Raw genomic sequence first — 19,429 nt, forward strand, 5'->3', positions numbered from 1 at the left:
CCTGTCCTTTTGTAACTATAGTATGCCGGAAGGACCGGGAAGTTCCGCTGCCTATCCTAAATTTCTGACCTTAAAGTCTCTCTGGGCTTCTCTTTTCTGGTCTTTCTTTGCAATATCCTGACGCTTATCATATAATTTTTTACCGCGGCACAGTCCGACCTCTACCTTAACCAGGCTGCCCTTAAAGTAAACCCGGAGCGGAATCAGCGTATAGCCTTTTCTGTTTACCTCCGACATCAGCCTTGTGATCTCAGAGCCATGGAGCAGAAGCTTCCTCTCTCTTAATGGATCTTTGTTAAAGATATTTCCCTTTTCATAAGGGCTGACATGCATCTGCTTTACAAAAATTTCTCCGTTTTCAATACTGATAAAAGCCTCTTTAATGCTGCAGTGACCCTGTCTCATCGACTTCACTTCTGTTCCAAAAAGCACTATGCCTGCTTCCACTGTCTCTTCTACAAAGTAATCATGACGTGCCTTTTTATTATTCGCTATCAGCTTTGTTCCGCCTGTCTTCGCCATGTTCATCCTCCTCGATAATCTCAAAATCAATATTTTTCAAAATTTTATCAACTCCGGTCACTGAAATCTTTACAGGCTGTCCAAGTTTCCAGGTTCGTCCTGTTCTTTCCCCTACCATAGAGTATGACATTTCATTATAATTATAATAATCTCCCGGAAGCTTGGACACATGGACCATCCCTTCTATTGTATTCGGAAGCTCCACGTAAATACCCCATCCTGTCACTCCGGAGATGACGCCTTTATACTGCTGCCCGATATGACGTTCCATATACTCGGCTTTTTTCAGCTTTTCTACTTCTCTCTCTACTTCATCTGCCCTGCGCTCCATTTTAGAAGACTGTTCAGAAACCTTCGGAAGTATTGATTCATAATGCCGGATTCTTTTCGTATTAAGCTTTCCGCGCAGGCTTTCCTTTATGATCCTGTGAATCTGAAGATCCGGGTATCTTCGGATCGGGGACGTAAAATGGCAGTAATATTGGGTAGACAGGCCGAAATGCCCTGAACTCTCCGTTGTATACCTGGCCTGCTTCATAGACCTTAGCGTAAGCCGGCTGATCAAAGCCTCCTCCGGCGTCCCCTCCACTTTCGTCAGCAGTTTTTGTATCTCTTTCGGATGGATCTCATCCTTTTTCAGTTTCAGTACAATCCCGAAATTCTCCAGAAAAGTCCGCAGCTTCTGAACCTTTTCCCCATCCGGATTGTCATGAGTCCGGTAGACAAATGGCGTCTCCTGCCAGTAAAAGTTCTCAGCAACTGTCTCATTGGCCAAAAGCATAAAATCTTCTATTATTTTTGTGGCTGCATTTCTTTTGGCAGGAATCACATCCACTGCTTTTCCGTCTTCATTCAGGACAATCTTTGACTCAGGAAAATCAAAATCAACACTTCCCCGTTCATGTCTCAATTCCCTCAGTATATCAGACAGTTCCTTCATCTGCTCAAACATCTGAACAAAATCTTTATATCGTATACGCTCTCCCTCATCTCCGTCCAGCACTGCCGCTACACTTGTATAAGTCATTCGCTCGTCCACATGTATAACAGTTTCCGCTATGCGGTGGCTTTTTAAATTCCCCTTTTCATCCAGATCCATAATACAGCTTAATGCCAGGCGGTCAGCTCCAGCATTGAGAGAACAGATGCCATTAGACAGCTGATGAGGCAGCATCGGTATCACCCGGTCTACCAAGTATACACTAGTTCCTCTTTTCAGCGCTTCCTTATCCAATGCAGAGTGTTCTTTCACATACTCAGAGACATCTGCAATATGAACACCCAGCTGATATCCGCTGTCCGTTTTTGTCAGGGTTATGGCATCATCCAGATCCTTGGCATCCTCGCCGTCAATGGTTACTGTCTGCCAGTCCCTCAGATCCATCCGTCCGTCCAGGGCTGTTTTTTCCACGGAAGAAGGTACTTTTTCCACTTCCTGAATAACTTCTTCCCCAAACTCTGTAGGAATATTGTATGCCTTTACAATCGACAGAATGTCCACTCTCGGATCGTCTCTGTGTCCCAGAACTTCTATGATCCTGCCTTCAGGGCTTCTTCTTATATCCCCGTAATCCGTAATCTTTACCAGAACCTTGAATCCGTCTGAAAGATTCCCGCACTGTTCTTTTGGAATAAAAATATCGCTGTCAAATCTTTGATTATCAGGAACGACAAATCCATAGCTTTTGTTTTTTTCAAAAGTCCCTACAATCTCCTTCATTCCCCGCTCAATGATCTTAATAACTCTGGCTTCTTTTCTCCTGCCGGATTTTGCCTGCTCTTGTGTCACCTCAATCAAAACCGTATCTTCATGAAAGGCTCCGTTCATATCATTTTCACCGATATAAAAATCATCGTCTTCCCCTTCTACCGAGACAAATCCAAATCCCTTTTGGGTACATACAAAGGTTCCGGTAAGCATCTTTTTAGTAACAGGGCGATACTTGCCTCTTTTGGAAACCTCCACAACCCCTTCATCCACAAGTTCCCCCAGAATCTGAGTAAACTCTTTGCGGTCTTCCGGCTCTACCTGCAAAAGATATCCAATTTCCTTTTGCTTCATAGGCTGATAATGTTTATCATAAATCAGATCTCTGATTCTTTTTTTTCTTTGATTAAATAATTGCTTGTCCATAATGTTTCCTTTTCTTTCTGCAGAATATCATATAATTTCCTATGGAAGGCCAAAGTGGGCATGCCCACCTCAGTTCCCCCAACCTCTCATTCTTTGAAGGGCTTGTACACTTTGCGCGCCAAATGCAATTTGCTGGAGGCAAATAATTTCTTTATGCATTTGTGCGCATCCTGCCCGCAGGGCTTTTTTATTTCATAGGGCGCTCTTTCCTATGGAATAAAAAAACACTTCTTAAACATTATCTGCTTTAAGAAGTGTTTCCATTCTAAAGAAATCTGGAACAAAGAAGAGCCGCTGTCAAAAAAAAGATTACTGTAAATACAGTTGTTGCTTTTATAATGCTGCCTTCTCTGGAACGGCCTTTGTTCTTGCTCCAATACGTACCGGAGATCGTTGACCCTGTCAGGGATCCCAATCCGGCTTCTTTTCCTTCTTGCATCAATACTAATATAATTAGAACAATACACGATACTAAAAACAATATTGTTAATGCCGTTTTCATTGCTTCTTCCTCCTAATGTTTCTGCTCACTGCTGATTATTCTAGCACACCTTTCCATAAAATGCAAGGACGCCTTAAAATCTTACCTTTTCTTAACGGAAATCTGAGTATATATCCGTTTGCCTTTTACTTTGCGAAACCCTTTCAGACGGAACTGATATTTCTTCTTCAAGCTTATCTTTTTCTTCTCATACCGGATCGTTCCTCCCCTGGATGTCTCCTTCACTTTTTTATATCTTCCTGACCCGGTCTTCATTTCCACCACATATCCCTGATAGCCGCTGATATTTGAGTAAGTGATCTGAATGATATTAACCGCATTCTTTCCCTTTGCTTTTTTCATTTTGTCATATCGGCGTTTTTTATTTTTCATTGTCCGGTACGGCTTTACTTTAAAATAATATTTCTTTCCAGGCTTTAGAAAAACAGTAGTTTTCGCCGCTTTCTTTACTGTCTTTACTTTTTTAAATGGCCCTTTCTTTCCTCCCCTTGCATAAACGGCATACCCGGAACGCCCTTTTGATTTCTTCCATGTCACCTGGATTTTTGCATATCTTGCCACTTGATAAGTCATCTTTTTCTTTGGTTTGGGTTTTGAAACACTTGGACTCACAGCTGTGTTTTTTTCTGTTCTTTCCGTGCCGGCCGATGTTGTGGGCCGGGTTGGCTTTGCAGTTGTACTGCCCGATACAGTGGAATTTGTTGATTCTGTGGCAGTATCTCCAGTATTGCCTGATTCTGAAAACTCTTCGCCCTTCAGAAAGATTCCCAGTCCGTTACTGCAGTTGACAGCCCCATAGACAGCTTCCCCGGATACTGCAAACCTGCACTCTGAATCGTCGGCAGATTTTGTAATATAGTTTCCAATCTGAGTCCAGACATCCTCTTTCCTGATATAAAGCTTTGCTGTCGTCTGCCCATCCTCCAGCCTTCCGACTGCTAAATTCCCCTGATATACAGAAAGTTTACACCCACTTCCCTCGGGAAGCTGTGATATGTCTATGTTACTCCACAGTTTTCCGTCATACTCATACAATGAGGTTCCTGTCATACCTGTGCTGCTGATATAAAGTCGTCCGTCAATGGCAACGCAGTCAAACGAATTTGCCTCCGTATTGATCTCTTTTAACAGGGACCAGCTTCCATCCACATATCGCATCACCTTAAGGATATTGCTCCCAAAAATGTCCCGGAAGATCAGTACCGGAGCCCCCTGATACAGAGCAATCCCCGGCTCGCCAACTGCCTTCAGCTTATCAGCGGCATCTCCCATATCCGTTACTTCTTTGTCTGCAACCCTTTTCGCCTTCAGTTTATCCCCTTCATCATATACAGCATAAAAGCCATGATCAAAGGGCACTGCAGCAATCTTTCCGTTTCCATACCCATCTGATTTAAAAATCTGTGTCCATGAACCATTCTCAAATTTACTGAAAACGGTTTTGTATTCCTTCTTTTCTGAATATATAGCATAGATATCGCTCCCCACAGCCACAAGTTTAGGCCGGCACGCATTTTGAATCATACCCCCTACTTTTGTCCATACTTTTCCTGTTCTCTTCCTGATCTCGACTCCCTGCTGGCTTTCTGCTGCAAAATAAACATCACCGTTTACTGATGAAACAATGTCATATTCGCCTTTATCTTCCCCAGTATAGATTCTGTTCCATAATGCAAGTGCATCATAATCCGGAAATGTCAGCCGGAAGGAAATAGACTCCTCTGCATTCCCCACCTGATCAATAACAATTCCGCTGTTTCTTCCATCAGAGTATGTAATCGCATTATCCTTGATTCCTTTTGACCAGTCAGAAGTGCCAAAACTTGTTCTTCCTGCATTTTCAGATAAAAACGACTCTGACAGATTGTCTTTGTTCCCCGGCCGGAATACATACAGATAATCATCTCCCCCAATGTTTCCATATTCTTCCTTCGTAGTGTCCACCCGATAAATAATTAATCCGCTTCCAGGTATATGGGTATCCAGTTCTTCAGATCTCTGTTTTCCCTGTTTTCTATACTCTACTACAAAAAATTCCGTATCTGACATAGGACTTTTTATCACAAAGGAATAATCTCTTCCTTTTGTTCCCGGAGCATACAGTGTATATGTCCCTGACTGATTTTGCTCCGAAAGATCAATCCAGCCCAGCTGCTTCCTCTGCCAGCTCAGCGGATACTGCAGAAACTCAGAAGAACCGCCCATAATATCCCACACCTGCACAGGATAACTTATAATTCCTTCCACAGACTGATTTCGGTATAAGTCCGGAAGTCCGAGAGTGTGCAAAAATTCATGGCAGACTACACCCTGTTTTTGAAATGAAGCCCAAAGATCTCCTGTATTGATCAGCACATAATGCCCTACATGTTTTCCATTTATATCCCAGTTCCCCGGGCTGTCCGCTTTGTGCGGATAAAATAATGTTGTCTGATCGGAATCTCCTTTATAATGAACAAAAATCATCAAGTTATCAACAACCTGATCCCCGTCCAGATCCACTTCTGCTGAAGGACTTATTACATTTTTTGCCTTTCGGATCGTCTCGTCCAAAAACTGTACTTCTCCAGAATAACTGTCATAATAATCAGCATTGTGATCCATTGTAATAGGAATAATCTTTTCGCCTCTATACTGGGAAAATAAATTCTTAATATTTAATTTGCCTTCTGAAATGGCATCTATGTAGGTCGCCAGCGAGGTGCGGTTTTTTTCTCCTTTGCCATTCAGAATACGCTCATATGCATCAAATCCTGCCAATAGCTCTGAGTTCCCGTCATAACTCAGTGATTCCTGATGACTGTTAAAATAATCCTCTTTCTCATCTTCCGGGAACTGAACAAACAGGACAACGTTGCACCGCTGCCCTGCCTGTTTTAAAGTCTGTTCCCCGTTTACCGAAATACTCCATGCAAAGAAGATGCAGACTGCCATAATCCATAATATCACTTTCTTAATATGATTCATCCCCATCCCCTCCTGACAATGAAATACTGCTTTTTTCTTGATTATATCACTGTATCTCTACAAGTACAATCCATATCTCCTGCAGGACCCTAATTCTTCTTCAATTCTCAGCAGGCGGTTGTATTTTGCTGTCCGGTCAGAACGGCAGGGGGCACCTGTCTTGATCAGTCCGCTGTTTGTAGCCACTGCAATGTCCGCAATGGTTGTATCTTCTGTTTCCCCTGACCGATGGGAGATAATCGTTTTATATCCTGCTCTTTTGGCAGTTTCGATAGCATCCAGAGTTTCTGTCAGTGTCCCGATCTGGTTCGGCTTGATTAGAATACTGTTTGCCATATCATTCTCAATACCGTCCATTAATCTTTTTTTATTTGTAACAAATAAATCATCGCCAACCAGAAGTATTTTTTCTCCCAGACGGTAGGTGAGTACCTTCCAGCCTGGAGCATCTTCTTCGTTTAATCCGTCTTCAATGGAGAAAATAGGATAATGCTCTGCCAGCTGTTCATAATACTGTACCATCTCTTCAGAGTTCCTTCGGATTTCCTTTCCGGTCATTTTGCTTTCTCCCGGAAAGTAGTACACGTCCTCATCTTCATCATAAATCTCTGAAGCAGCACAGTCCATAGCAATCATCACCTGTTCTCCTGCTTTGTAACCGGCATTTTCAATGGCTTTGACCAAAAGATCCAGTGCGGCTTCAGGACTTTCCAGATTCGGTGCAAAACCGCCTTCATCCCCCACACCTGTACTCAGATGATTCTCCTTTAAGATACTTTTCAGCTTATGGTAAATTTCTGTTCCCATCATTAGTGCTTCTTTGAAGGTCTCTGCTCCAACCGGTGCGATCATAAACTCCTGAAAGTCTACTGTATTGTCCGCATGTTTTCCCCCATTTAGAATATTCATCATCGGTACCGGAAGCTTACATGCGAAACTCCCTCCTAAATACTGGTACAACGGAATTCCCAGTCCATTTGCAGCAGCTCTCGCAGTGGCAAGAGATGCTCCGAGAATCGCATTTGCACCGAATTTCTCCTTATTCTCAGTTCCGTCTGCCTCTATCATGATCTGATCAATCTCGATCTGATTGAGTGCATTTTTTCCCACCAGACGGTCCGCGATCCGGTGATTCACATGATTTACCGCTGTTTCTACTCCCAGACCCCCGTAGCGTTTTTCACGGTCACGAAGTTCCAGCGCCTCAAACTTTCCTGTAGAAGCACCTGACGGCACTAATGCAGCTCCAAAATGTCCGTTTGACAGCATAACTTCCACTTCCACCGTAGGGTTTCCCCTGGAGTCTAATACTTCTCTTCCTACAACATCTTCTATTGATAAGCCATATTTCAACACATTCACATCCTTTACAAGTAATTAGTAGTATTTTATCCAGATAGATGAAGATCCATACATTGAAATACAAAAAGAGAGCAGTGTGCCTCAAAAAAACACGCTGCTCTCTGTCAATTATCAAATTATTTTACTAGTAAAGACTTTCCGGTCATTTCTTCCGGCTGTTCAAGTCCCATCATTTCAATAAGTGTTGGTGCAATGTCTGCCAAACATCCGCCTTCTCTCAGCTTAACACCGTCATTGTAATTTACTAAGATAAACGGTACCTGATTGATTGTATGAGCAGTAAACGGAGCTCCTGTCTCATAATCTACCAGCTGCTCTGCATTGCCGTGGTCAGCGCAGATAAACATCTGTCCATCTACTTTTTTGATAGCTTCCACTGCCCTGCCGACACATGCGTCTACAGTCTCAATCGCTTTTACAGCCGCATCGCAGATTCCGGTGTGGCCTACCATATCAGGATTTGCAAAGTTGATGATAATCACATCATATTTGTCAGACTCAATAGCATCCACAAGTTTGCTTCCTACTTCCAATGCGCTCATCTCCGGCTGCAGATCATAAGTTGCCACAGAAGGGGATTTTACAAGAATTCTCTCTTCTCCTTCATTTGGAACTTCTACTCCTCCGTTGAAGAAGAAAGTTACATGTGCATACTTCTCTGTCTCAGCCAGACGAAGCTGTTTCAGCCCTTCTTTTGCTAAAAATTCCCCAAATGTGTTTTTGATTTCAACTTTATGGAACGATACAATTTTATTCGGAATTGTTGCATCATATTCTGTAAAGCATACATAGGTTGTCTTAAAGTATCCGTTTGGACGCTCAAAGCTGTCAAACTTGTCATCACAGATTGCTCTTGTGATCTCTCTTGCACGGTCCGGACGGAAGTTAAAGAATACGACAGAATCATTTTCTTTGATTGTAGCAGTCGGCTCTCCATTCTCTGTAATGACAGTCGGCAGAACGAACTCATCATTGACTTCCTCTTTGTAAGAATCTGCAATGGCGTCAACAGCGGAGTCTTTCATCACTCCTTCTCCCAGGACAAGCGCTTTGTAAGCCTTCTCTACGCGGTCCCAGCGGTTATCACGGTCCATGGCATAGTAACGCCCGGAAACGGTGGCAACTTTACCTACGCCGATTTCTTTCATCTTTGCTTCCAATTCTTCTACAAATCCTTTTCCAGAAGTCGGAGCTGTATCACGTCCGTCCAAAAAGGCATGTACATACACTTTTTCAATATTATTTCTCTTTGCAAGCTCCAGCAGGCCGTACAGATGAGTATTATGGCTATGTACCCCTCCGTCGGATACTAATCCCATTGCATGCAGCGCACTGCCGTTCTTTTTGCAGTTTTCCACTGCCTGAAGCAGTGCTTCGTTTTTAAAGAAATCCCCATCCTGAATTTCTTTTGTGATCCTTGTCAGTTCCTGGTAAACGATCCTTCCTGCACCCATGTTCAGATGGCCTACTTCTGAATTTCCCATCTGTCCTTCCGGAAGACCTACTGCCATCCCGGACGCATTGCCAGGAACAAACGGGCAGTTTTCCATCAATCCGTCCATAACCGGAGTATTTGCAGCTGCGATCGCATTGCCCTCTTTCTTATCATTTAATCCATAACCATCTAAAATCATTAAAACGGTAGGTTTTTTACTCATTGTTATCTCCTTTATCTTGTCATTTTGGCTGTCTTAAATATACCGTTAATATTATAACGTTTTTTTTGTTTAATTTCAACTTATCTAATATGCCCTATTCGCTATAATTTACTCAGCTACTTAATTTTAATTCTTTTTACTTTACTAAAGCTTCCATAAACTTTTTTGTTTCCATCCAGTTTATAACTTCTGATTTTAACATAGTAGTATTTTTTTCTGCTAAGCTTTGTAACTTTCTTAGAAGTTGTTTTGTAAGATTTCACAAAGTATTTCTTGCTCTTGGAAAATTTTTTATTTTTAGCAACATATATTTGATAACCTTTTACTTCTTTATCCTTTTTCCAAGTTATTTTCAAGATTTTCTTCTTTGGAGAAGTAAGTTTTAAAAGGACCGCCTTCTTAGGCTTCTTTACAACTTTTTTCTTTGGCTTGGTTTGAACAGCTTTTTTAGGCTGAATTATCAATTTAACAGTTTTAGAAGCTGATTTATATTTAGAAGTTTCCGCTGCCTGAATCTTTAAAAGGACCGTTCCTGAATTTTTTATTGTAACTTTACCTGAAGAATCCACTGCTGCTGTCTTTGTATTTGATGAACTGTATGAAAGTCTGCCATCCCCAGTTGTCTTTGCATTTAAAGAAAAGCTTTTATCCTCATACTTCTTATTGAATACATCAGCTACAATGATATTTTGGTTCCCTTTTCCTACAGTTAACTTATAATCAACCGCTACTGATTTCCCATTTTCATAAACAAACTTGACATTTACTTTGGCTTTTCCTGAAGAAACAGGTTTTAATAATCCATTCTCTATCTTAAGTTTTGAGTTGTCATAACTTTTCACAAACAGAATTCTTTTAGGACTACCATACAGTCTGAAATTCGTTTTTAACGCTGGTTTAGATACTGCTGCCCTGGCATTCTGCTGAATTTGTATCTGATCACTGCTGTCATCTATTGTATTTCCTACATTTAGAGAGCCAACGTTTAATTCTATTTCCTCTAATCCCTTGTCCTCTCCTTCACCAATACCCTCTTCTGTCTCCTGGCCATACCAATAACAATTATTAAGCTCTGTATTTGCATATCCTGCAAATACACCCGCATAAGCTGATTTTACATCACCCAGTCCACAGGCATTGTTTATTTCACCATTTATAGCATAACCTACAATAAGCCCAGAATAGTTATCTCTTACTGATGTGGATGTAATTTCTCCATTGACAACAATATCAGAAATATTACTATTTACAGTGTATCCGCCGATACCTCCGGCATATTGTCCTGTGGAAATATAAGCATTTTCTAATGAAAGATTTTGAATTTTTGCATCAAGGCCAAAACCAACAAGTCCCGCATAATCAGTATATTTTGTTATCCTCAGATTTTTTATAGTCTTTGTATTCCCATTTATATTTCCCATAAATGGTGATGAAATGTCTCCTATTGGGGTAAAAGGTTTTGTAGTTTCTATGTCATTATTAATAATATAATTAGCATATAAATCTTGTGAAATATTGTTTAAATCTTCTTCTGTTTTAATGACATATGGAGAATCAGCACTGCCGTCTCCCTCCGAAAAAATTCCTTTTTCTAAAACTTGATATTGCTGTGTAAGCTGATATTTAATCTGCTGATTATTTTTATTCAATGTAACATTATAAGTAATATCTGCATTTCCTGCATTATTTGCACGTAATTTATTGTTGTCTGAAACAGAAATAACATTATTATCAGAAGATGAGATCGGAACTAAGGTAATCTCTCCTTGGTATTTTGAATTTAAACTCTTTACTTCCCCGCTAATCAATTTGCTGTTCGACGTTTCTCCAATCCTATAGGTTCCTTTTGCAGTACCTTCTCCTGTTGCTGAATCTCCCTGGGCCCATCCGCAATGAGAAAACTTGCTTTCATCATCTGAGCTCTCTGCACTTCCTGCAATCGCCCCTGCATTCGTCCCCTCAACCCGAGAAAAATTATCACAGTTAATAATTTTAGGATTTCTGCTTGTCCAATTATCTTTTTTTGAGGTTGAAATAATTCCGCCTGCTAACTCCCCTCCTGTGACAGTTCCATAATTTATACAAGAAATTATATCCGCCTCAGAATCTGCAGTATTTAAAATTCCTCCGGCATCTTTTGAAGCATTTATAGTACCATAATTTTCACATTTTGAAAGATTATAATTAGAACATTCACTGGTATAGCCGGCCTTTGAAAAGTGGGTTGTTATTCCTCCGGCATACTCTGAATCACTAATATTAATTTTATTTTTACATCCTTGGATTGAAGATACCCCATCAGTATATCCTATAATTCCTCCTGCAAATGTTGTTTTCCTAAGAGTTCCATTTGTTATGCAACCAATAATCTCCAGCTTTCTGCGGGCCATACCGCAGATGCCTCCCATACTTTGTCCTCCGGAGGCTGAAATTGTTGTATTGCATCCCTTTATAACAGTGCTTTCACACTCTCCGGATATTCCGCCTAAGTTGGCATATTGTCCTTCTGCAGACTCTAACGTACCGCTGAAACTCGAATCTTGTACGCTGCATGAATAGATTTCTGCTGCTATTCCTCCGCCATGTCCGCAGATAATTTTCATGTTGGAGACTTCACAGTTTTCAATTGCTGTAAAATTCAGATTAGCCGCCAATCCTCCTGCATATCCGTTACCTGCACTATTATTTTGAGCACTTGTCACTTCTCCGCTTACAGTACAATTTTTAATGATACGGCGGCCTTCACTGATTTCTCTTTGCCGCATTGAAAAACCGACGATCCCTCCGGCATAAAAACCTTTTACACTAACATTTTCAAAATTTAAATTTTTTATCCCACAGTACAAATCTTTAGAAGTGAAATTAGCAATAAAACCAGCATTAGTTTGAACATTTGTTGGCATGTCTACAACTAACCCTTTAATCTTCTTTCCGTTGCCATCGATAGACCCGTAAAAATCAACAATGGGTGTCCAATTTTCCGTTTTATAACTGGTACTTAAATCTATATCATCATTTAATATAAAGTGATTTCCTAAATAACTTCTGATCTCATTTAATTGATCTGGCGTTTCAATTTGATATGGATTAGATGCTGTACCATCTCCTCCGGCAAAACAAGTTGCTGATTTCTTTACACTGCTATTTGATGTTTTTGCCCAGCTGACAGTCATAACAGCATTGCTGAACATCATGATTAACGAAACCAAAATGCAGATAACTTTTTTCCCCATTCTCTCTCTCCTCCTCTGCCCTTATATAAACTTTTTCTTTAATTAAAGAATACTCCATCTGCTCTAAGAGCAGATGGAGTATTCCTACAGATGATTTAATTGCTCAAATCCAGTATAATTTAAATTTACAGCTTAAATATAGACTATTTGTAGTTTACAATCTTACCGAAGTCTGGTTTTAATGCAGCTCCGCCGACTAATCCTCCGTCGATGTCATCCTGTGCAAATAATTCCGGTGCACTTGCAGCAGATACAGAACCGCCGTACTGAATACGGATTGCATCTGCAGTTGCCTGATCGTATACTTCTGCGATACACTCACGAATAGCTTTGCAAACTTCCTGAGCCTGTTCTGTTGTCGCAACTTTTCCTGTTCCGATAGCCCAGATTGGCTCATATGCGATTACAGCAGTTTTTGCCTGATCAGCAGTAACACCCTGGAATGCAATCTTGATCTGCTGGCGTACAAAGTCGATTGTTACTCCCTGCTCTCTCTGTGCAAGAGTTTCTCCGCAGCATACGATTGGAGTGATTCCGTGCTCAAATGCTTTTAAAACTTTCTTATTTACTGTCTCATCTGTCTCTGCAAAGTATTCTCTTCTCTCAGAGTGTCCAATAATAACATATTTTACACCTAAATCAGTCAGCATATTTGGAGCGATCTCTCCTGTGTAAGCACCGCTCTCCTCAAAGTACATGTTTTCAGCACCGATGCTGATATTGCTTCCCTTTGCCGCTTCAAGTGCTGCCGGAATACAGATTGCCGGTACACAGAAGACAACATCTGAGATCTCGCTTGCTACCAATGGCTTTAACTCATTTACTAAAGCTACTGTCTCGCTGGGTGTTTTGTTCATTTTCCAGTTTCCTGCTACGATTGTTTTACGCATAATGGTATATCCTCCGATTACTTTCAATAAGTGTTAAGTGCTTATTTGTCATTTGCTGCTGCAACACCAGGAAGTTCTTTTCCTTCCAGGAATTCCAGGGATGCTCCGCCGCCTGTAGAAATATGAGTCATCTTGTCACCGAATCCAAGCTGATTTACAGCTGCTGCGGAATCTCCTCCGCCGATGATAGTTGTCGCACCTTCAAGATCTGCCATAGCCTGAGCAACTGCTACTGTACCTGCTGCAAAGTTTGACATTTCAAAGCATCCCATAGGTCCGTTCCATACAACAGTTTTTGCACCTTTGACTGCATCTGCAAATAATTTCTGTGTTTTCGGTCCGATGTCAAGTCCCTGCCATCCAGCTTCAATCTGTCCTCTTTCTACAACCTTTGTATTTGCATCATTAGAAAAATCATCTGCTACAACAGTGTCCACAGGAATCAGAAGGTCCACACCTTTTTCTTTGGCTTTGTCCATCATTTCTTTGGCATAATCAAGGTAGTCAGCTTCCAATAAAGAATCTCCGACTTCTTCTCCCAAAGCTTTCATGAAAGTATATGCCATACCTCCGCCGATGATCAGCGTGTCAACTTTGTCTAACAGGTTATTGATGACAGAAATCTTAGATGAAACCTTTGCTCCTCCTAAGATCGCTACCATTGGACGTTCCGGATTGTTTACTGCATTTCCCAAGAAATCAATCTCTTTCTGCATTAAGTATCCTACAACTGCAGTATCTACAAACTGGGTAACACCTACATTGGAGCAGTGTGCTCTGTGGGCGGTTCCAAAAGCATCATTTACAAAGATATCACAGAGACTTGCAAGCTCCTTGCTGAACTCTTCCCCGTTCTTTGTCTCTTCTGCTCTATAGCGTGTGTTCTGGAGTAAAATAACATCTCCGTCCTGCATTGCCTCTGCTGCTGCCTTTGCATTCGGTCCTACAACATTGTCATCTGCAGCAAACTTTACTTCCTGTCCCAACAATTCGCTCAGGCGGGCTGCTACAGGTGCAAGAGATAATTCCGGTTTTGGCTCTCCTTTTGGTTTTCCTAAATGAGAGCAGAGAATCAGCTTTCCGCCGTCAGCAATTAACTTCTTTAATGTAGGAAGTGCTGCCACCAGACGGTTCTCATCTGTGATCTTTCCGTCCTGAAGCGGAACGTTGAAGTCACAGCGGACTAAAACTTTCTTTCCTTTTACGTTGATATCATCTACTGATTTTTTGTTTAACATGTTCTTTCCTCCTGGGATTTCTTATAGGATCAAATAAAATGTCCATCCTGCCGGATGCCTGTCCAATTACAATAAAAACGGATCCGGTCCAAAAAGACCGGACCCGTTTGAGTCTTTTACATTGTCATGCAAAGCACGTCCGCCTGCAGGGCAGCTTATGCTAATTCTGCAAAGTATTTGATTGTTCTTACCATCTGGCTTGTGTATGAATTTTCATTGTCATACCAAGATACAACCTGAACTTCATATAATCCGTCGCCAACTTCAGTAACCATTGTCTGAGTTGCATCGAATAAAGAACCATATTTGATTCCGATGATGTCAGAAGATACTAATTCTTCTTCTGTGTATCCGAAAGACTCTGTAGCTGCTGCTTTCATAGCTGCGTTGATTCCTTCAACAGTTACATTGTCACCCTTAACAACTGCTGTTAAAAGTGTTGTAGATCCTGTCGGAACCGGTACACGCTGAGCAGATCCGATTAATTTTCCGTTTAATTCAGGGATAACTAATCCGATAGCTTTTGCAGCTCCTGTAGAGTTAGGAACGATATTGACTGCAGCTGCACGTGCTCTTCTTAAATCACCTTTTCTCTGAGGTCCGTCAAGAGTCATCTGATCTCCTGTGTAAGCATGTACAGTTAACATGATACCAGACTGGATTGCTGCATATTTGTTAAGTGCATCAGCCATAGGTGCTAAGCAGTTTGTTGTACAAGATGCTGCTGAGATGACTGTGTCTTCTTTTGTCAGTGTGTCGTGGTTTACATTGTATACGATAGTTGGAAGATCGTTTCCAGCTGGCGCAGAAATAACAACTTTTTTAGCTCCTGCCTGAACGTGTGCAGATGCTTTGTCTTTAGATGTGTAGAATCCTGTACATTCTAATACAACATCAACATCTAATTCTCCCCAAGGAAGTTTTGTTGCGTCTGCTTCTGCATAGATTTCGATTTCTTTTCCGTCTACAACGATTGAAGATTCTTTTGCTTCTACCTTGTCACCTAATGCATATCTTCCCTGTGCAGAATCATACTTTAATAAGTGTGCTAACATCTTAGGATTTGTTAAATCGTTGATTGCTACAACTTCATAACCTTCAGCTCCGAACATCTGTCTGAATGCAAGACGTCCAATACGTCCAAATCCATTAATCGCTACTTTTACTGCCATCTCAATTCCTCCTAAGTCTTGAATGAATAATTTAATGTTGTCTGTCAATTGTCAATCTATTGACAAACTTCCTTTTTATTTTAAACAATATGTCCAAAAATATCAAGTCTATTTTGGCATTTCTCTCATGTATACAAAATCATACCTTTGTACAAGATTACTAAATTCTTTTATTTTTCATTTTCATCGATGATATAATTGGCAATATTGTCTGCATAGTCTGAAATACGCTCCAGGCTTGTCATCATGTCAATGTAGATTACACCTGCCTCAGGTATGCAGGATTCCCGTTCCAGCCGTTCAATGTGCTGTTTCCGGTACTGCTTTTCCATCCGGTCAACTTCTTCCTCACCCTCCAGGGCCTGCTTCGCAATTTCCACATCGTCATTTTCAATGGCACGGATAGCATAGTCAAAAGTTTTAATAACCTGAGCCGTCATTTTGTGCAATTCGTCCTTAGCCAGGTCTGAAAACGCAATTTTATCATCATGCTTCATCTGCATAAATTCAGCAATATTTTCGACATGATCGCCGGCTCTCTCAATATCGGATATTGTGTAAAATAAATCTGTAACAATCTTGCTCTGCTTTTCAGTCAGCGCCAGGTTGCTGATTTTTACAAGGTATCCTGTAATCATAGTTTCCAGATGGTTGATAACCTTCTCATCTCTGAACACTTTGTCCAGCTGCTTTTCACTGGGCTGCTGATTCACGGCCTCTTTTGTAACCCGTTTCATATTCTTCAGCACGATATCACCCATGCGCACTACTTCCTTCACAGCATTTTCCACTGCAAAAGAAGGTGTCTCTAAAATACGCGGATCCAGATGACGGAGTACCATTTCCTCTACTTCTTCGTCTTCCTCGTCTTCCGGTTCCTCGTGGATGATCAATCCTGACAGTTTTACCAAAACATTGGCAAATGGGAATAACAGCACTGTAACGGACACATTAAAGATAGAGTGGAAAATAGATATCTCCGTACTCGTAATATGCTGCATTGCCATATTATCAAACACCCCAAAGAAGATTGTCATGATAATACCATAAATGCCGGCCCCGATAATATTAAAGGATAAATGGATCACTGCGGCCCGTTTTGCCGTCTTGTTAGCCCCTGCACTGGATAAAAGGGCGGTAATACATGTACCGATATTCTGCCCGAGAGTGATAAAAACGGCCGAACGCCAGTTTACAATCCCCTTCATGGCAAGTGTCTGCAGAATACCTACAGATGCAGAAGAACTCTGAATCACGGCAGTAACTACGGCACCAACCATAATACCCAGAATAGGATTCCCGCCAAGGATCTCAAATGCTTTTGCAAAGATCGGGCTGCTCTGATAAACTCCGATCGAACTGGACATAAAGGAAAGTCCAATGAATAGTACACCAAAACCAACGGCAATCTCTGCTTTCTGGTTTAGTTTCTGTTTATTTGAAAAAGTTACAATAAATGCACCGATAGCAAGAATCAAAGGTGCGAAAAACTCCGGTTTTAATGCTCCTGCCCATTCGTTGGCTGATACAAGCCATGCGGTGATCGTGGTTCCGACGTTTGCTCCCATGATTACGCCTGCTGCCTGGGTAAGATTCATGATCCCGGCATTTACAAAACCTACGACCATGACAGTTGTTGCCGAACTGCTCTGGATGATGGCTGTGACCAAAGCTCCCACTAAAACTCCTAAAAAGCGGTTGTTGGTCAGATACCCCAAAAGCTGCCTCATTTTATTTCCGGCTGTCTTCTGCAGTCCATCTGCCATCACATTCATTCCATAGAGAAACATACCCAGTCCGCCGGCAAAGGCAAATAGGTTCCCTATATGATCTAATGTACTCATTCTTTTTTTCCTCCTGTATTAAACATCCTTAGTTTAACATAAGGTAATTGTTAATTAAAAGTAAAAGTTTTGTAACTTCTCTGTTTTTCATGTATTTTTTTTAATAATTATATATAATAAGTGTGAAACCGTTCGTAAATATATATAAAGGAGATGCCATGATTCGTTCAGATTTTCATTTACATACCAGCCACTCATCTGACTCTGAGGCCTCTATGGAATCTATGATCCAAAAGGCCATAGAACTGGGTCTTACTAAAATTTGTTTTACCGAGCACCAGGATTTTGATTATCCTGCAAACAGCGAAAACTTTGATTTTCTGCTGGATACCGGTGCATATAAAGCTGAATTGTTTGATTTAAAAGACAAATACAAAGATCATATACAGGTCATGTTCGGCACTGAAATCGGACTTATGCCCACAACCTATGACAAATGCAGGGACTTTGCCCGCTCAGAAAATTTTGACTTTATCATTGGATCTACCCATATTGTTGACCAAATGGACCCATATGAATCCATATTTTTTGAAACATATCCTGGAAAACAGGGACTTACAAGATATTTAGAAGTAATTCTTGGCAATGTAAAGACCTACCATGACTACTGTGTCTACGGTCATTTGGATTATGCAGTTCGCTATTGTCCTGATAAGAGCTTTTGTTTTGTGTATAAGGATTATGCTGACTTAATCGAAGAAATCTTAAAAACAATCATTGAAGACGGCAAAGGAATTGAGGTCAATACAGCCGGTTACAAATACGGCCTTTCATATCCGAATCCACATCCGGATATATTAAAGCGTTATCTGCAGCTTGGAGGAGAGATTCTGACCATAGGATCAGACGGACACTGTCCGGAACATATGGCCTATGATTTCTCAAAGCTTCCTGAACTGCTCACTTCTCTTGGTTTTCGTTACTACACCGTATTTCGGGAGCAAAAACCAGAATTTATAAAATTATAAAAGAAGGGGGATGTCCTTTCGTCAGGACACCCCCTCTTGCCTCTCTATTCTATTCAAATGTTTTTTGCTAAAACCCGCGCATCCACTCTTCCTTTAAGTGTACATTTCCCTGAATTGCTTCTTCCAGCTGTGCAATCATCCTCTCTCTGTCTTCATTTAAGGTTCCCTTCAGATTAACATAATTCGAGGCATGGTTAGAACGGAAAATGCATCCCGGACAGTCCATATTTTCCAGCATTACTTTCGTCTCTTTTAAATTGTCGTAAGGGGAGATCAGTTCAAATTCCCCGTTCTGGATTTTCTCCTCCAGAGGAAGCCCCGGCTCTACCATCAAGGTGAGAAGTCCTACATAATCCGGCTTCATGGCAGACAGAACCTTGCCTGTATCAACTGCATGCTCTCTCCAAAGTCTTTTTCCTCCAAGGCCTGAAATTGCTGTCACAGACAGCCGTATGCCAGCCTGCTTTATCTTTGCTGCAGCTTCTTTCATCTCCTCCGGAGTTGCTCCCTTTTTCATAAACTCAAGAACCTGCGCATTTCCTGATTCCAGTCCCATATAGACCATATCCAGTCCGTTTTCTTTCAGTTCACGCAATTCTTCCTCTTTCTTGATGATAACGCTTCTGGGAGACGCATAGCACGTTACCTGCCGGCATTCCGGGATCTCCTCCCGTATATATTTCAAAATCTCATTGAGATATTCGTTCTTACAGATCAGGGCATCCCCGTCTGCCAAAAAGATTTTCCCGATTGAGCTGTAATATGCTCTTGCCTCCCTGAAATCAGCTAAAACTTCATCTAAAGGCCTCATCCTGAAGCTTTTTTCTTTATACATATTACAGAAAATACAATCGTTCTGACTGCATCCAATCGTTACCTGTATGATCAGGCTGTATGCCTCGCTGGGCGGTCTGTAAACCATTCCTTCGTATTCCATTG

The 19,429-nt window shown here is 41.2% G+C and carries 13 protein-coding genes; 1 reads left to right on the forward strand and 12 read right to left on the reverse strand.

The annotated features are described in order from the left end of the window. Positions 1-51: 51 nt before the first annotated feature. The 11 genes from smpB to KH180_RS08520 form a co-directional block, all read right to left on the reverse strand. Positions 52-522 carry an SsrA-binding protein SmpB gene (smpB, locus tag KH180_RS08470; RefSeq protein ID WP_290759147.1) on the reverse strand — a complete coding sequence of 157 codons (471 nt, stop codon included), beginning with the start codon at positions 520-522 and terminating at the stop codon, positions 52-54. Continuing rightward, positions 485-2,656 (reverse strand): ribonuclease R, encoded by a 2,172-nt coding sequence (gene rnr, locus KH180_RS08475; RefSeq protein ID WP_290759150.1) that lies wholly within the window; start codon positions 2,654-2,656, stop codon positions 485-487. Before rnr ends, smpB begins: the two co-directional genes overlap by 38 nt. Positions 2,657-2,921: 265 nt before the next feature. Further along, the gene (gene secG / locus KH180_RS08480; RefSeq protein WP_290759153.1) at positions 2,922-3,158 is read right to left on the reverse strand and encodes a preprotein translocase subunit SecG; all 237 of its coding nucleotides are present in this window, start codon (positions 3,156-3,158) and stop codon (positions 2,922-2,924) included. A gap of 81 nt (positions 3,159-3,239) precedes the next feature. Then, positions 3,240-6,125 carry a hypothetical protein gene (locus KH180_RS08485; RefSeq protein ID WP_290759156.1) on the reverse strand — a complete coding sequence of 962 codons (2,886 nt, stop codon included), beginning with the start codon at positions 6,123-6,125 and terminating at the stop codon, positions 3,240-3,242. Positions 6,126-6,182: 57 nt separating this feature from the next. Beyond that, a complete protein-coding gene (gene eno / locus KH180_RS08490; RefSeq protein ID WP_290759158.1) occupies positions 6,183-7,478 on the reverse strand; it encodes a phosphopyruvate hydratase in 1,296 nt (431 codons plus the stop codon). A gap of 125 nt (positions 7,479-7,603) precedes the next feature. Continuing rightward, the gene (gene gpmI / locus KH180_RS08495) at positions 7,604-9,145 is read right to left on the reverse strand and encodes a 2,3-bisphosphoglycerate-independent phosphoglycerate mutase (protein ID WP_290759160.1); all 1,542 of its coding nucleotides are present in this window, start codon (positions 9,143-9,145) and stop codon (positions 7,604-7,606) included. Positions 9,146-9,261: 116 nt separating this feature from the next. Next, the gene (locus tag KH180_RS08500; protein ID WP_290759163.1) at positions 9,262-12,378 is read right to left on the reverse strand and encodes a hypothetical protein; all 3,117 of its coding nucleotides are present in this window, start codon (positions 12,376-12,378) and stop codon (positions 9,262-9,264) included. A gap of 143 nt (positions 12,379-12,521) precedes the next feature. After that, positions 12,522-13,271 (reverse strand): triose-phosphate isomerase, encoded by a 750-nt coding sequence (gene tpiA, locus KH180_RS08505; RefSeq protein ID WP_290759267.1) that lies wholly within the window; start codon positions 13,269-13,271, stop codon positions 12,522-12,524. Positions 13,272-13,309: 38 nt separating this feature from the next. Next, complete coding sequence (locus KH180_RS08510; protein WP_290759165.1) at positions 13,310-14,506, reverse strand: phosphoglycerate kinase; 1,197 nt, start codon at positions 14,504-14,506, stop codon at positions 13,310-13,312. A 155-nt stretch (positions 14,507-14,661) separates the two neighbouring features. Beyond that, positions 14,662-15,678: a type I glyceraldehyde-3-phosphate dehydrogenase gene (gene gap, locus KH180_RS08515; RefSeq protein ID WP_039946056.1), complete on the reverse strand. Its 1,017-nt coding sequence runs from the start codon at positions 15,676-15,678 to the stop codon at positions 14,662-14,664. Positions 15,679-15,848: 170 nt separating this feature from the next. Then, positions 15,849-17,522 (reverse strand): Na/Pi cotransporter family protein, encoded by a 1,674-nt coding sequence (locus tag KH180_RS08520; protein ID WP_290759173.1) that lies wholly within the window; start codon positions 17,520-17,522, stop codon positions 15,849-15,851. A gap of 158 nt (positions 17,523-17,680) precedes the next feature. Between KH180_RS08520 and KH180_RS08525 the strand changes: the two genes are divergently transcribed. After that, the gene (locus tag KH180_RS08525) at positions 17,681-18,490 is read left to right on the forward strand and encodes a histidinol-phosphatase HisJ family protein (RefSeq protein ID WP_290759176.1); all 810 of its coding nucleotides are present in this window, start codon (positions 17,681-17,683) and stop codon (positions 18,488-18,490) included. 67 nt (positions 18,491-18,557) lie between these two features. On the opposite strand, the gene KH180_RS08530 is transcribed toward KH180_RS08525, so the two are convergent. Continuing rightward, a complete protein-coding gene (locus KH180_RS08530) occupies positions 18,558-19,427 on the reverse strand; it encodes a radical SAM protein (protein ID WP_290759179.1) in 870 nt (289 codons plus the stop codon). Between the last annotated feature and the right edge of the window lie 2 nt (positions 19,428-19,429).

It is taken from the genome of Anaerostipes sp. (assembly GCF_018381315.1).
Classification (GTDB): Bacteria; Bacillota; Clostridia; order Lachnospirales; family Lachnospiraceae; genus Anaerostipes.

Excerpts from the sequence above, each read along its gene's own strand:
- smpB (WP_290759147.1), bottom strand. The coding sequence starts at position 522 with ATGGCGAAGACAGGCGGAACAAAGCTGATAGCGAATAATAAAAAGGCA.
- rnr (WP_290759150.1), bottom strand. The coding sequence starts at position 2,656 with ATGGACAAGCAATTATTTAATCAAAGAAAAAAAAGAATCAGAGATCTG.
- secG (WP_290759153.1), bottom strand. The coding sequence starts at position 3,158 with ATGAAAACGGCATTAACAATATTGTTTTTAGTATCGTGTATTGTTCTA.
- KH180_RS08485 (WP_290759156.1), bottom strand. The coding sequence starts at position 6,125 with ATGAATCATATTAAGAAAGTGATATTATGGATTATGGCAGTCTGCATC.
- gpmI (WP_290759160.1), bottom strand. The coding sequence starts at position 9,145 with ATGAGTAAAAAACCTACCGTTTTAATGATTTTAGATGGTTATGGATTA.
- KH180_RS08500 (WP_290759163.1), bottom strand. The coding sequence starts at position 12,378 with ATGGGGAAAAAAGTTATCTGCATTTTGGTTTCGTTAATCATGATGTTC.
- KH180_RS08510 (WP_290759165.1), bottom strand. The coding sequence starts at position 14,506 with ATGTTAAACAAAAAATCAGTAGATGATATCAACGTAAAAGGAAAGAAA.
- gap (WP_039946056.1), bottom strand. The coding sequence starts at position 15,678 with ATGGCAGTAAAAGTAGCGATTAATGGATTTGGACGTATTGGACGTCTT.
- KH180_RS08520 (WP_290759173.1), bottom strand. The coding sequence starts at position 17,522 with ATGAGTACATTAGATCATATAGGGAACCTATTTGCCTTTGCCGGCGGA.
- KH180_RS08525 (WP_290759176.1), top strand. The coding sequence starts at position 17,681 with ATGATTCGTTCAGATTTTCATTTACATACCAGCCACTCATCTGACTCT.
- KH180_RS08530 (WP_290759179.1), bottom strand. The coding sequence starts at position 19,427 with ATGGAATACGAAGGAATGGTTTACAGACCGCCCAGCGAGGCATACAGC.